This is a genomic window from Bacillus sp. FMQ74 (genome assembly GCF_001875785.1).
In the GTDB taxonomy this organism is placed as follows: Bacteria; Bacillota; Bacilli; order Bacillales; family Bacillaceae; genus Bacillus; species Bacillus stercoris.
The window spans coordinates 307,814-320,607 of record NZ_MOEO01000002.1 but is presented as its reverse complement, the minus strand read 5'-3'; the positions used below and the strand labels follow the sequence as shown (position 1 = coordinate 320,607).

Sequence of the window (12,794 nt, the reverse complement as noted above, 5' to 3'; positions counted from 1 at the left end):
CGTGCCGGTTTTTTTATAAGCGATAATTGGTATACACTTCTTGAACATCATCATCATCTTCAAGGATGTCTATTAATGTTTCCAGTTTCTCAACAGCCTGATCATCGGCATCTGCATAGGTTTTGGGAAGCATGGTCACCTCCGCTGAAGAAATTGGATATTTCGATTCGAGCGCTGTTTTTACCTCTTCAAAATGCTCAGGCTCAGTTAAAACCTCATATAAGTCTTCTTCAGCCCGCAGCTCTTCTCCTCCTGCTTCCAGCACATCAAGCATGAGCTCATCTTCTTCTATTTGCTGTTTAGTCCGGTCTATCGTAATGAATCCCTTCCGTTCAAATAAAAAGGCTACACATCCGCTCTCTCCCAGACTTCCGCCATTTTTATTAAAGGCAGTTCGCACATTTGACGCCGTTCGGTTTTTATTATCTGTTACGCATTCAACCATGACGGCAATCCCTGAAGGACCGTAGCCTTCATAGGTGATTTCTTCATAGCTGCTTCCATCTTGGCCTCCCGCAGCTTTTTTAATGGCCCGGTCTATATTATCATTGGGCATATTGGCGCCTTTTGCTTTTTCGATAACTAAACGCAATGCTGAATTTGCTTCCGGATCCGCTCCGCCTTCTTTCGCTGCCACATAGATTTCTTTCGCAAGCTTCATAAATATTTTCCCGCGCTTTGCATCCTGTGCATTTTTTCTCTTTTGTATGTTTTTCCACTTAGAATGTCCTGCCATGTTTTCACCTGCTTTTCCTTTTTCTATGTACACTTTAATGGGTATTGTTCGCTGATGCAAAGAAAAAGGCTGCCGAATATCACTATCACTTCCGGCAGCCTTTCATCCTTAGCGGGTGTTCATTTTATGAAGTCTTCTGAACAGTCCTTTATCTGTCGATACTTGGACGTCACGGCCATTCGCATAGTTGCGAGCAGCTTTTGCGACATGATCTCTGTCAGACTTTGTGAAATCGCTGTGACTTCTGACTGCGACAACTACTCGGTCATCCGATACCATCACTTGTGTGTCATTGACGTTTTTCACTTGTTTCACACGGTTGGCAATTTTGGCTGCCAGTCTTCTGTTTTCTTGGTTGTCATACCCGTTGTACGCCACATTCCGATTCATGTTTCGATTATTCGTGTTGTTATATGTTCCGTCAGTAGCCAGAGGAACACGATCGTCATTAGTAACACGGTCACGGTTATTTACATTCGTGGTGTTTCGGTTACCGTCGTTCTGATCCTCCATTAATTCAGAAACAGGACCATCGTGGTCGATTCCGTCTCCCTGTCTGTCAGCATCGTTTTCATTTGTATAATATCCGATTGGACGGGTATTGCCGTTATTGCGCGTATCATTCATGGCATTATCGTTTGCTCCGCATGCTGTTAAGCCGGCTGTCATAAGAATCAAGCTAGCGATCGTCATTTTTTTACCCAATGGAAAAACCCCCCGTGGACGAATTGAGCATGTTTGCTCGTTTTTATCATGTGCGTCCGAGGGGCATGTTAAGCGTGTCAGTTCTGTCCATTTGGCAGTGATCTGCTTGAAAACAAAAAAAGGAACGATTTACATCGTTCCGAACGATCACTCATTTTCCTCTTCCGGCCGGCCAAACATTTGGTTTACAGAAGGCTGATTCGTCATTGGCATAGAAACTCCAGCCGAATATGGGTTTGGATTTGGGTTAGCTGTGCCATACGGCATATTAGGGCTTCCAAAAGCACCAAGTCCCGAATAGCCAGGAGCAGAGAAATATGGCTGATGATCACCGTCACAGCCGCAGTCGTCATGATCTTTGTACGGCATGTAACCAGGAGCCGCAGCAGGCTGGTACGCTCCCATTACTTGGGGAGTGCCATAATTAGGGCCATAAGGCATATGTCCATACGGAGATCCATAAGCCGGAGATGCGTAATGCGGTTCACCGTATGAACCGTAATGTCCGTGGTGGCTGTTTTCATGATGCTGGTTTTCATAACCCGGGTCAAACTGAGGCGACACAAAGCTTGGCTGGAATCCATGCATCGGATACATTGGATAAGCATGTGCAGGATAGAACGGATAGCACAATCCGGATCCTGGAAGAATTGGCGAAACAGGCACCGGACACGGTACAAAATGAGCCGGATAATGAAAATAAGGCTGAACAGCCGGCATATTCGGAACTGTGTGATGAACGTTTTCTTCTTCTACACCGCCTACTTCTGGCGCTTTTGGCATATTAGGCATATTCGGATAATTTGCATTTTCCATATTACTCATAGCCTCCTGTTGTGGAAATTGATCTTGCATATGATGCATATGATCCATATTTCCGTCATGATGTTTTTTCGGCTCCTCCGGTTTAGGAGGCGACCAAGGCTGGAAAAGCTGTTTCATATCATAATACTCGTTCACATCAGCTTCAGGATACACATTTTCCTGCAAATTAGGCATCGGCGGGACATACGGCACGGACTTCTTTTCTTTCGGCTTTGTGTCTTCTACGTCGACAACGGATTTAGGCTTCTCTTTCGCATATGGATGTTCTTGCTTCACACTCCCGGCCGCAGGACTTTTGCCCGCTTTTGGCTCTTTTCTGACCGGGACTCCTTCTGACGGCACTTTTATTTTCATTCCAGGCATGATTAAGTCTGGATTACTGAGCTGTGTATTGAGTTTTTTCACTTCCTCAACATCGACTCCGTACTTTTCAGCTATTTTCCAGAGCGAATCGCCTTTTTGAACGATATGGATTTTCAACGTTTTCCCCTCCTATGCAAAACGTGAACAGTTCAGCTGTGATTACAATATGTTTCTTCACAACATATGCCTGAACAAAAGAAGTTATGAGTACAGGAAGGGAAATATTTCTGATCTACGTGATCGAAAGCATTCGATTCAGGGCAAGGAGTGCATTCTCCTGAATGGCTTTTGGCACCTTAATGACGCCTGAAGGCTCTCCTTTTTCAATTTGTTCCAACGACCACAACAAATGCGGCAAATCGATTCGGTTCATTGTCAGGCAAGGGCACATGTCAGGGTTGAGTGATTCAATTTGTTTATCAGGGTGCTCGTGAATGATCCGCTGGACAAGATTCATTTCTGTCCCGATTGCCCACTTGCTTCCCGCCGGAGCTTGGTTGATTGTATCGATAATATATTTAGTTGATCCGCTATCATCGCTTAGTGTCACGACTTCGTGTGAGCATTCCGGGTGCACAATGATCTGAATGTCGGGGTCACGCTCTCTCATATCATGGATATTTTTAGTGGTGAATTTCTCGTGAACAGAGCAATGCCCTTTCCACAAAATCACTTTCACATTCGTATGCTCGGATTCAGTCACTAATTCATCTGTCATCGGGTCCCACACTGCCATATCTTCAAGCGCAATGCCCAGATCATAAGCCGTATTTCTCCCTAGATGCTGATCAGGCAAAAATAAAATTCTTTTTTTCTGTGTAAACGCCCATTCAAGCACTTTTTTCGCATTCGAAGAAGTCACAGTTGCTCCGCCATGCTTTCCGACGAATGCCTTGATCTCCGCAGTGGAGTTCACATAAGTTAAAGGTATGATCGTATCTCCAAATATATGCTGAAGCTTCTCCCATGCCCTATTGGTCTGCTGCATGTCAGCCATGTCAGCCATAGAACACCCAGCTCTCATATCTGGCAGGACAACAGTTTGCTGCTCGCCTGTCAGCATATCAGCAGTCTCTGCCATAAAGTGAACGCCGCAAAATACGATGTAATCAGCTTCTTTGTTTTTTTCCGCTACTTGGGCCAATTGCAGGGAGTCGCCTGTTTGGTCAGCAAATTGTATCACTTCATCCTTTTGATAATGATGGCCTGGTATAAAGAGCCTGCTGCCAAACTTTTTCTTAATGGCGGCAACACGCGTTTCCATATCCTTTCTCGACAGTCCTTTATAACTTTCGGGCATCAAATCATTCGATTGTTTGATCACATCAAGAATTGACATAACGGCATTCCTCCATAGATTCATTTGATAACGTAACATCCATGCTGATGTCTAAACTTTTGACGGAATGAGTCAGAAATCCTAATGATATATAATTCACACCTGTCCCTTTATAAGCAGGCAAAGATTCTAACGTAATCCCGCCAGAGGCTTCAGTTTTTATATGGTCTGGTGTGAGACTTGAAAAATGACGGACCGTATCTGGCGGACAGTTGTCAAACATAATCACATCTGCGCCTGCTTCAATTGCTTCCCGCAGCTGGTCCTCCGTTTCAATTTCCACTTCGATATTTACCATGTGCCCCACGGCATGACGAGCTTTCTGGCATGCCTCTAAAATAGAGCCGCATGCAGCAATATGATTGTCTTTAATCATGACACCGTCATATAAGCCAAATCGATGATTATACCCTCCGCCCGCTCTGACAGCGTATTTTTCCAGCATTCTCAGCCCCGGCGTTGTTTTTCTCGTGTCACAAATTTTAATCTGTTCATCATCCAGCCTGCGGACAGCCTCTCTTGTCATCGTCGCAATTCCTGACAGCCTCTGAATAAGATTTAATACGACCCGCTCTCCTGAAAGAAGCACTGCCGCCGGACCGCGTAATACCGCAATCACTTCACCTTTTCGCAAAATGTCGCCATCTTTTTTGTGTAAAATGATTTGAACGTTTTCATCTAATAAAGCAAAGCCTTCTTTTATCACCGCAGCCCCTGCAAAGATACCCTCTGACTTTGCAACAATCTCCGCTTCACAGCTCTGTTCTCCAAAGATAGACTGCGATGTAAGATCCCCTGTCCCAATATCCTCAAGAAAAAAGTGATTCAGTAATTTTTTCAGCTGTAAATGATTCATTGTTCCAAATCCCCTCGTTTTTTCTGATCTTCGTTCCTTTTTTTGTATGGACAATTTGTCTTCCTTGCCAGCTTACCTCTGCATGAGGAAAATCGGTGCGGAAGTGAGCCCCTCTGCTTTCCTCCCGCAAAAGCGCAGAAAATGTCATCAGCTTTGCAGTTTGCCATAAATGAGAAAGTTCCATCTGCCGAATTGTGATATCCTTCACATTCTTTTTTTGAAAAGGCAGCGTATGTAGCCAGATGCTAAGCTCAATCAAACTGCTTTGTTCCCGCAGAATAGACATGTGGCTTGTCATTTTGCTTTGCAGTTCATGCACCTCTATATCCGGCACCTCGTAGAATACGTTTTTGGGAGTCGCTTGATATTGCCTGTTATAAACCGGTTTTTGCATAATATGCTCTGCTGCTCTTTTTCCAAACACCAGCGCCTCCAATAAGGAATTGCTCGCTAGCCGGTTCGCTCCATGTAAACCAGAGCATGCAGTCTCGCCAATCGCATAAAGCCCCGGTACTGTCGTTTCTCCCCAGCGATTAACTGAAACACCTCCCATTAAGAAGTGCATTCCCGGAGCAACAGGGATTTTTCCGCTATGGATATCAACCCCTGCTTTTTCACAAATGGCGGTGATGGTAGGGAAACGCACTTCAAAATCAGAAATCGCACTGACATCAATATAAACGCGATTTCCTTTTGCCATTTCCTCGTGAATAACCCGTGAGACAACGTCCCTTGGAGCCAGGTCACCTAAATGATGCCGGTCAGCCATAACCCGGCGGCCGTTTTCGTCTACTAAACATCCGCCTTCCCCTCTGACAGCTTCTGACACAAGCCCATAGGAAACACCATTTTTCACAAGCAGTGTCGGGTGAAACTGAGTAAACTCTAAGTCCGTTACTTCCGCTCCGGCCCTGTAAGCAAGAGAAAGACCGTCACCTGTGACAGAGGGATCATTCGTATGGTGAAGAAACAGGTTTCCGCAGCCGCCGGCAGCCAGCACAACTTCGTCTGCATGCCTTACCTTGAGCCGCCCCTTGCAGTCTTTTGTCATGACGCCGATACATCGGCCATCCTCTATAAGCAAATCTGCTGCCATTTCATGCTCGATTAACTTGATTTTGCTGTCGATCCGTTTGAGCAAAAAATCGACAAGCAGCCTGCCTGTTGCGTCTCCGCCTGCATGAAATATACGGTTGTATGAGTGGGCTCCTTCTCTTCCGAGACAAACATCGCCTCGTTCATTGCGGTCGAATGGAAATTCACGCTCCAATAGGCTTTGAATCATCATTTTTCCATCATGTAAAACATCTGCTGCAATAGCTAGATTATTATGGCCGCATCCTGCGTATAACGTATCCTCCAGATGGGCTTCAATCGAGTCACCTTTTGCATAGGCCGCAGCAATCCCGCCTTGTGCATAGACAGAATTGCTGTTTTTGACGCTTTTTTTTGTGATAACAGTCACTTTGTATGACGGCGGGAAAGCTGCCGCTAAAGAAAGTGCCGCCGCCCCTGAACCGATGACTGCAATCGTCTTTTTAGACATATGCCACCCTCCTGTTGTTTACACCTGTCTTGACACCTATATTTACACAAGGATAAAATAAACTCAAGAGTTTTTTATGGAGAACGGATGGGGGAAGACCGGATGATTTATTTAGATTATGCAGCGACAACGCCGATTTGTGAGGAGGCTCTTAACGTATATCAGAAGCTCAGCATGGAGATGTACGGAAATGCAAGCAGCCTGCACGATGCAGGAGGAAAAGCAAATCACATACTGGAGTACTGCCGTGAAAAAATCGCCAACATCATTGGCGGTGAAGCAAGCGGCATCTATTTTACAAGCGGCGGCACTGAATCTAATTTTCTGGCCATTCAATCATTGCTAAACGGCCTGCCAAAAACGAAAAGACATTTTATTACGACCGCCATGGAGCATCAGTCTATTCAAAACTGTGCTGCTTATCTGGAACAGCATGGATTTGATGTCACCATCATTCAACCGAATGAATACGGGCTTATTACCGAGGAAATATTAGCAACTCATATTCGTCCGGAGACAGGCTTGATATCTATTCAGCATGCCAATTCTGAAACCGGGATCATTCAGCCCATTCAACGTCTGTCCTCATACCTGCATAACAGGGATATTCTTCTTCATTGCGACGCTGTTCAAACGTTTGGGAAAATTCCTATCAATACAGAAGATTTGGGAATAGATGCACTCTCAATATCAAGCCATAAAATCCATGGACCTAAAGGAGTGGGTGCGGTCTATATCCGGTCGGATGCACCTTGGAAACCCGTTTATCCTCTCACTACTCACGAACGAGGATTCAGAGCCGGCACCGTAAATGTTCCCGGGATCGGAGCCTTCACTGCCGCTGCGGAATTGATCGTAAGCGAAATGGAAAAACAGATATCCCGCAATGAGGCATTAAGAACATACTTTCTAGACCAAATCCGTATGCGGTCTCTCCCTGTAACCCTTGCGGCAGACACTTCACAAACAGAATGTCTTCCGCATATTGTAGGGTGTTTTTTTCACTCATTTGAAGGACAATATGTTATGTTAGAATGTAATCGGAGCAATATTTGCATTTCAACGGGCAGCGCTTGTTCTGCCGGTTACCACGGTCCGTCAGCAACGATGAAAGCATTAAGAAAAACGGAACAAGAAGCTCTGCAATTTATCCGCATCTCTTTTGGCAGGCATACAACAGCTGACCAGCTGGATCAGTTATTACATACGTTTACAGTGCTTTGGGAACAAAAGAAAGGAGAATTTGATATTGACCGAGGAATTAAAGCTTATGGGCGCCAACAGGCGTGACCAGCTTCTTCTGTGGCTGAAGGAATCTAAATCACCGCTGACAGGAGGAGAACTCGCAAAAAAAGCAAACGTTTCAAGACAGGTTATTGTACAGGATATATCGCTCTTGAAAGCGAAAAATGAACCGATAATCGCCACAAGCCAAGGATATGTATACATGGATGCGGCCGCTCAGCAGCACCAGCAGGCGGAAAGGATCATAGCATGTCTGCACAGTCCTGAACGGACAGAAGAGGAACTGCAGCTCATCGTGGACGAAGGTGTTACAGTGAAAGACGTAAAAATTGAGCATCCCGTTTACGGAGATTTAACTGCAGCCATCCAAGTAGGCACCCGGAAGGAAGTTAGCCATTTCATTAAAAAAATCAATTCTACGAATGCTGCCTACTTATCACAGCTGACCGACGGCGTGCATCTGCATACACTGACAGCACCTGATGAACACCGCATCGATCAAGCCTGCCAAGCACTCGAAGAAGCCGGCATTTTAATTAAAGACTAAAAAAAGCCCTCTAGAGGGCTTTTTTTATAATTGGTAGGACTGGTATGCACCCAAAAGCTTCACTTTGCAGCCAAGCGCTTCAAGCTCCTGCATGGCCCCTGGAATCAAGACATCATCAAACGCTTTCTCAATATCAATAATAAAGAAATAATGGCCTAACCCCGTTTTAGTCGGACGTGACTCAATTTTTGACAAGTTTAAATTTCTCCAAGAAAATGCAGACAGCACTCTATGCAGCGCCCCCGACTGATCATCCTGCGGAAGCATGACCATTAAGGTCGTTTTCGGCCTGGAACTCAATTTTGAATTCACTTCAAAAGATATGTTTTCATCCGGGGACAGGATAACAAATCTTGTATGATTGTCCCTATAATCCTGTATATCCCGTTTCACGATTTTTAATTCGTATGTAGAAGCTGCCATATCATTGGCAATGACCCCGATATTCAGCTCGGGATGGTCACTGACGAACTTTGCTGCCGCCCCGGTAGAATTGGCGTATTCATATGGAACGGAAGGAAAATGACGATGGAGAAATTTATGGCATTGCGCAATCGCGTGTGAATGCGAGTAAATTTTGTCGAGCTCTTTCCACGCATTCTCTCTAGAGGGATGGACGAGCAAATGCTGATGAATCGGCAACGTCATTTCACCCACGATTGGCAAGGGCTGTTCATGTATTAAATAGTCTATTGTCAGATTTACTGATCCTTCTAATGCATTTTCCAAAGGAACAAAAGCGAATTCAACTTCGCCTGCAACTGCCGCGTCTATACACTCCGGAATGGTGCGGTAAGCAACATGTTCGGCGCCGTTTTGAAAACAAGAACTGACTGCTAGATGTGTAAATGTAGCTGCTGGACCTAAATAACCGACTTTCATGACGATTTTCTCTCCCTTATGCACCTGAACCTAATATTTCAACCTTTTCTACAAAATCAAACTTCCTGAGCTTATTCATTAATGTATGAATGTCTTCTTCCATTGCAGACGTACTGATAGACAGTGTCACATTTGCTCTCCCTTGAAGCGGAATGGTCTGGTGAATGGATAGAACGTTGCTTCCAGAATCAGCTACCGCTTGAAGGAGCTGAGATAATGCACCTGACCTGTCCTCTAAATGAAAGAAAAGTGTGATAATTTGTTCTTTAACCATAGTGTAGAATGGAAAAACAGCATCTCTGTATTTATAAAATGCACTTCGGCTTAAATCAACCTTTTGAACGGCATCAGCTACTGAGTCTGCTTTTTTTCGATCAAGCAGCTTTTTGACTTCCAACGTTTTTCTCATTGCATCGGGCAATACATCTTCACGGACAAGATAAAATGTCTCCTCTTTCATTTGCATCTCCCCTTTAAAATAGAGAGCCTGGCACCAGGCTCTCTTCTCAGCCAACATTCATTAATCAATAAATTCAAATTCAAATTCAAGAAGCCTGATAATATCTCCATCCTTGGCTCCGCGTTCTCTGAGTGCTTCATCAACACCCATTCCGCGCATCTGTCTCGCAAACCGTTTAACCGATTCATCACGTGAGAAATCAGTCATCTTGAATAATCGCTCAAGGCTGTCTCCTGAAAGCACAAATACACCGTCCGGATCGCGTGTAATGTTAAATGGCACTTCTTCATTTTCCATCGTGTACATGACACGGTTTTGTGTAAGCTCTTCCTCGTCATACAGCGGGAATTCCGGTGTGTTCTCAAGCTGATTGGCAACCTCAAACAGAAGCTCGCGAAGGCCTTCTCTTGTCACCGCGCTGATTGGGAATACCGGATAATCATCTGTCAGTTTTTCTTTAAAGGCTTCAAGATTTTCCGCAGCCTGCGGCATGTCCATTTTATTTGCAACGATAATTTGCGGACGCTCAGTGAGTCGCAGATTGTACTCGCTCAGTTCCTGATTAATCGTGACATAATCATCATACGGATCGCGGCCTTCTAAGCCGGACATGTCAATGACGTGAACAATAACTCGTGTCCGTTCAATATGGCGCAAAAACTGATGGCCAAGTCCGACGCCTTGGTGTGCGCCTTCAATCAGTCCTGGTAAATCTGCCATTACAAAGCTGCGTCCGTCATCCGTTTCAACCATGCCGAGATTTGGCACAAGCGTTGTAAAGTGATAATCCGCTATTTTCGGCTTTGCAGATGAGACAACAGACAGTAACGTCGATTTTCCCACGCTCGGGAACCCAACGAGTCCAACATCTGCAAGCACTTTTAATTCAAGAACAATGTAGCGTTCTTTTCCCGGCTCGCCGTTTTCTGAAAGCTGAGGCGCGGGATTAGCCGGTGTAGCAAAGCGGGTATTTCCTCTTCCGCCTCTTCCGCCTCTTGCAATGACAGCCCGTTGTCCGTGCTCTGTTAAATCAGCAATGACCTGTTTTGTATCATCGTCTGTCACAACGGTGCCCGGGGGAACTTTAATGACCATATCATCAGCATTTCGTCCGTGCTGGTTTTTGGACATGCCATGCTCGCCGCGAATCGCTTTAAAATGTTTTTTGTATCTAAAATCCATCAGGGTGCGGAGACCTTCATCCACTTCAAAAACGACGTCTCCTCCCTTTCCTCCGTCACCGCCGGCAGGGCCGCCTTTTGGCACATACTTTTCACGGCGAAACGCAACCATCCCGTTGCCGCCGTCGCCGCCTTTTACATATACTTTCACCTGATCTACAAACATAATGTCCTCCGTTCTAACCGTTAAAAACTCCGCTAGTCCAACCCAATTTCAATCAGACATTCGTGACTTGTGATTTCAAAACGAATGATAACAACGTCCTCATATCCATTCCGCCGAATATCATCAAAAGCAGATGGATCGGCAAAGGCGCCGTGGAAATCAAGGTATAGAATCAACTGTCTGTCAGGATGATCTGTTTGGAGCGAAACCGTTAAATGGTTTTCGCTCTCTCTGCTGACCGCTTGATCAAACAAATCAAACAGCTTTCTCATCAGTTTCGCCAGCTTTTGGTCATAAGCCGACAAATCCTTGATTTCTCCAAGAACTTCATATTCAAGCGTCATATAATGGGTTTTCCAATTAAATGTAAGAAAATCAAACGCCAAATGCGGTGTTTTCAGGTTTGAGAGCTTTGATTCGTGCTTTGCATCTATAACCATTTCTTCAATCATTTCAAAGACGCGGTCATACTTCTGCAAGCTTAAGTTTCCTTTAATCAGCTGCAGCTTATTCATCCAATCATGCCGGGAATGGCCAAGCAGATGAATCAGTTCATTTGTTAATGCCGTGTCGCTTATATTTTCTTCTTGATTTTTTGAAACATCCTTCATTTTCGCACTCCCAATCATTTAATTTCTTATTTAGGAGTCTGTATAAGTGTGTATTATGAATTATAACAGAGAAGGCTTTGTTAGAAAAACAATTGTTTTTCCCAGAAATATCATGTTCCTTTTTTCTGGCGCTTTGGTTGATTTGCAGCCAGGCAGAACATTTTATGTATTACTGCTTGGGGAACATATCCAGTGGGTTTGAGATGTTTATTCTCATTCTTGGCGGGGTCTGCTCGCACATACTCTGCATTTCATTCTAGGTGTTTACTCCGCATATTGCAAAAAAAACTCCAGTCATCAACGACCGGAGTTTTTTGAATCATTATTGAGCTACAGGATATACGCTCACTTTTTTGCGGTCACGGCCGAAACGTTCGAATTTAACAGTTCCGTCGATTTTCGCAAATAGAGTGTCATCTCCGCCGCGGCCCACGTTTTCACCTGGGTAAATTTTTGTTCCGCGTTGACGGTAAAGGATAGAACCGCCTGTTACGAATTGACCGTCAGCACGTTTAGCGCCTAAACGTTTAGCCTCAGAGTCACGTCCGTTCTTTGTAGAACCTACTCCTTTTTTAGAAGCGAAAAACTGAAGATCTAATCTAAGCATGTAGCTCACCTCCTATATTATGTTTGTGGTCACACGCAAGTTGTCTTTGTAATCCCGTTCGATTGTCTCCAGCGAAACAATCATGCCTTCAATCAGCAGCTGAGCTTTTTGGCGCGCATCCGGATCAAGAGATTCAGGAAATTCAAAATAAAAATAACCTCCGTCCTCCCCTATATCAAGAAGCGGCTCGAAGCCCGCAAGCACAATGACCGCGTTAACGGCTCCAAACACAACGGCTGTCACTCCGGCACAAACAAGATCTTGTCCATGTTCAGCAAAATTCGCGTGGCCCGTCATTTCAAAAGACAATATGCCTTTATCATGAGACCTTCTGATTGTTGTCTGAATCATGCTTACGCGTTGATTTTTTCGATCGTCACTTTAGTGTAAGGCTGACGATGACCTTGTTTTTTATGAACGTTTTTCTTTGGTTTGTATCTGAAAACAGTGATTTTTTTCGCGCGGCCTTGTTTTTCAACTTTAGCCGTTACTGTCGCGCCTTCAACTGTAGGGTTGCCGACTTTCACGTTGTCTCCGCCAACAAACAAAACGTCTTCAAAAGTAACTGTTTCACCTGCTTCAGCAGCAAGTTTTTCGATGTAAACAGTTTGGCCTTCTTCAACTTTGATTTGTTTACCGCCTGTTTTAATGATTGCGTACATTCTCTGCACCTCCTATTAGACTAAGACTCGCCAGATACCAGGGGGCTGTAAAAGCTCTTAACA

The 12,794-nt window shown here is 44.7% G+C and carries 15 protein-coding genes, 1 pseudogene and 1 other annotated feature (1 of these 17 cut by a window edge); of the genes and pseudogenes, 3 read left to right on the top strand and 13 right to left on the bottom strand.

The annotated features are described in order from the left end of the window. Nucleotides 1-13: 13 nt before the first annotated feature. The 6 genes from BLL41_RS06095 to nadB form a co-directional block, all read right to left on the bottom strand. Complete coding sequence (locus BLL41_RS06095; RefSeq protein ID WP_071577152.1) at nt 14-736, bottom strand: YebC/PmpR family DNA-binding transcriptional regulator; 723 nt, start codon at nt 734-736, stop codon at nt 14-16. A gap of 108 nt (nt 737-844) precedes the next feature. Further along, a complete protein-coding gene (sgpA, locus tag BLL41_RS06090) occupies nt 845-1,441 on the bottom strand; it encodes a spore germination protein SgpA (RefSeq protein WP_071577150.1) in 597 nt (198 codons plus the stop codon). Nucleotides 1,442-1,588: 147 nt separating this feature from the next. Beyond that, nucleotides 1,589-2,746, bottom strand: coding sequence for a spore coat assembly protein SafA (gene safA / locus BLL41_RS06085; protein ID WP_071577149.1), 1,158 nt, complete (start codon nt 2,744-2,746; stop codon nt 1,589-1,591). A gap of 115 nt (nt 2,747-2,861) precedes the next feature. After that, nucleotides 2,862-3,968: a quinolinate synthase NadA gene (gene nadA / locus BLL41_RS06080; protein WP_071577148.1), complete on the bottom strand. Its 1,107-nt coding sequence runs from the start codon at nt 3,966-3,968 to the stop codon at nt 2,862-2,864. Then, nucleotides 3,955-4,824 carry a carboxylating nicotinate-nucleotide diphosphorylase gene (nadC, locus tag BLL41_RS06075; RefSeq protein ID WP_071577147.1) on the bottom strand — a complete coding sequence of 290 codons (870 nt, stop codon included), beginning with the start codon at nt 4,822-4,824 and terminating at the stop codon, nt 3,955-3,957. The genes nadA and nadC overlap by 14 nt, the downstream gene beginning before the upstream one ends. Further along, complete coding sequence (gene nadB, locus BLL41_RS06070) at nt 4,778-6,370, bottom strand: L-aspartate oxidase (RefSeq protein WP_071577145.1); 1,593 nt, start codon at nt 6,368-6,370, stop codon at nt 4,778-4,780. The genes nadC and nadB overlap by 47 nt, the downstream gene beginning before the upstream one ends. Nucleotides 6,371-6,472: 102 nt before the next feature. Between nadB and BLL41_RS06065 the strand changes: the two genes are divergently transcribed. Both BLL41_RS06065 and BLL41_RS06060 read left to right on the top strand, forming a co-directional pair. Next, nucleotides 6,473-7,660, top strand: a complete 1,188-nt coding sequence (locus BLL41_RS06065) for an IscS subfamily cysteine desulfurase (protein WP_071577270.1) — start codon at nt 6,473-6,475, stop codon at nt 7,658-7,660. After that, nucleotides 7,620-8,162 (top strand): transcription repressor NadR, encoded by a 543-nt coding sequence (locus tag BLL41_RS06060; protein WP_071577143.1) that lies wholly within the window; start codon nt 7,620-7,622, stop codon nt 8,160-8,162. Before BLL41_RS06065 ends, BLL41_RS06060 begins: the two co-directional genes overlap by 41 nt. Nucleotides 8,163-8,186: 24 nt before the next feature. Here the strand turns inward: BLL41_RS06060 and pheA are convergent, their stop codons facing one another. Genes pheA through spo0B form a run of 4 tightly spaced genes read right to left on the bottom strand, consistent with a single transcriptional unit; the run spans nt 8,187 to nt 11,462 of the window. Next, nucleotides 8,187-9,044 (bottom strand): prephenate dehydratase, encoded by an 858-nt coding sequence (gene pheA, locus BLL41_RS06055; protein WP_071577141.1) that lies wholly within the window; start codon nt 9,042-9,044, stop codon nt 8,187-8,189. Nucleotides 9,045-9,060: 16 nt separating this feature from the next. Further along, nucleotides 9,061-9,504, bottom strand: a complete 444-nt coding sequence (thrR, locus tag BLL41_RS06050) for a transcriptional regulator ThrR (RefSeq protein WP_003222630.1) — start codon at nt 9,502-9,504, stop codon at nt 9,061-9,063. Between the two features lie 60 nt (nt 9,505-9,564). Continuing rightward, complete coding sequence (gene obgE / locus BLL41_RS06045) at nt 9,565-10,851, bottom strand: GTPase ObgE (protein ID WP_071577140.1); 1,287 nt, start codon at nt 10,849-10,851, stop codon at nt 9,565-9,567. Nucleotides 10,852-10,883: 32 nt separating this feature from the next. After that, nucleotides 10,884-11,462, bottom strand: coding sequence for a sporulation initiation phosphotransferase Sop0B (gene spo0B / locus BLL41_RS06040; RefSeq protein ID WP_071577139.1), 579 nt, complete (start codon nt 11,460-11,462; stop codon nt 10,884-10,886). 77 nt (nt 11,463-11,539) lie between these two features. Between spo0B and BLL41_RS22525 the strand changes: the two are divergent. Next, nucleotides 11,540-11,664 (top strand): annotated as a pseudogene (locus BLL41_RS22525) (hypothetical protein). A 120-nt stretch (nt 11,665-11,784) separates the two neighbouring features. Here BLL41_RS22525 and rpmA read toward each other — a convergent pair. The 3 genes from rpmA to rplU are packed head-to-tail and all read right to left on the bottom strand — an operon-like array spanning nt 11,785 to nt 12,731. Next, nucleotides 11,785-12,069, bottom strand: a complete 285-nt coding sequence (gene rpmA, locus BLL41_RS06035; RefSeq protein WP_003222623.1) for a 50S ribosomal protein L27 — start codon at nt 12,067-12,069, stop codon at nt 11,785-11,787. A gap of 12 nt (nt 12,070-12,081) precedes the next feature. Continuing rightward, complete coding sequence (locus BLL41_RS06030) at nt 12,082-12,420, bottom strand: ribosomal-processing cysteine protease Prp (RefSeq protein ID WP_071577138.1); 339 nt, start codon at nt 12,418-12,420, stop codon at nt 12,082-12,084. Nucleotides 12,421-12,422: 2 nt separating this feature from the next. After that, nucleotides 12,423-12,731: a 50S ribosomal protein L21 gene (rplU, locus tag BLL41_RS06025; protein WP_003229668.1), complete on the bottom strand. Its 309-nt coding sequence runs from the start codon at nt 12,729-12,731 to the stop codon at nt 12,423-12,425. 13 nt (nt 12,732-12,744) lie between these two features. Then, nucleotides 12,745-12,794 (bottom strand) — a sequence feature (ribosomal protein L21 leader region); it runs 26 nt beyond the window's last position.

What these genes read in the sequence shown, in the direction of transcription:
- BLL41_RS06030 (WP_071577138.1), bottom strand. Translation starts at nt 12,420, where the DNA reads ATGATTCAGACAACAATCAGAAGGTCTCATGATAAAGGCATATTGTCT.
- BLL41_RS06065 (WP_071577270.1), top strand. Translation starts at nt 6,473, where the DNA reads ATGATTTATTTAGATTATGCAGCGACAACGCCGATTTGTGAGGAGGCT.
- pheA (WP_071577141.1), bottom strand. Translation starts at nt 9,044, where the DNA reads ATGAAAGTCGGTTATTTAGGTCCAGCAGCTACATTTACACATCTAGCA.
- spo0B (WP_071577139.1), bottom strand. Translation starts at nt 11,462, where the DNA reads ATGAAGGATGTTTCAAAAAATCAAGAAGAAAATATAAGCGACACGGCA.
- rplU (WP_003229668.1), bottom strand. Translation starts at nt 12,731, where the DNA reads ATGTACGCAATCATTAAAACAGGCGGTAAACAAATCAAAGTTGAAGAA.
- BLL41_RS06095 (WP_071577152.1), bottom strand. Translation starts at nt 736, where the DNA reads ATGGCAGGACATTCTAAGTGGAAAAACATACAAAAGAGAAAAAATGCA.
- nadA (WP_071577148.1), bottom strand. Translation starts at nt 3,968, where the DNA reads ATGTCAATTCTTGATGTGATCAAACAATCGAATGATTTGATGCCCGAA.
- obgE (WP_071577140.1), bottom strand. Translation starts at nt 10,851, where the DNA reads ATGTTTGTAGATCAGGTGAAAGTATATGTAAAAGGCGGCGACGGCGGC.
- nadB (WP_071577145.1), bottom strand. Translation starts at nt 6,370, where the DNA reads ATGTCTAAAAAGACGATTGCAGTCATCGGTTCAGGGGCGGCGGCACTT.
- rpmA (WP_003222623.1), bottom strand. Translation starts at nt 12,069, where the DNA reads ATGCTTAGATTAGATCTTCAGTTTTTCGCTTCTAAAAAAGGAGTAGGT.
- nadC (WP_071577147.1), bottom strand. Translation starts at nt 4,824, where the DNA reads ATGAATCATTTACAGCTGAAAAAATTACTGAATCACTTTTTTCTTGAG.
- thrR (WP_003222630.1), bottom strand. Translation starts at nt 9,504, where the DNA reads ATGAAAGAGGAGACATTTTATCTTGTCCGTGAAGATGTATTGCCCGAT.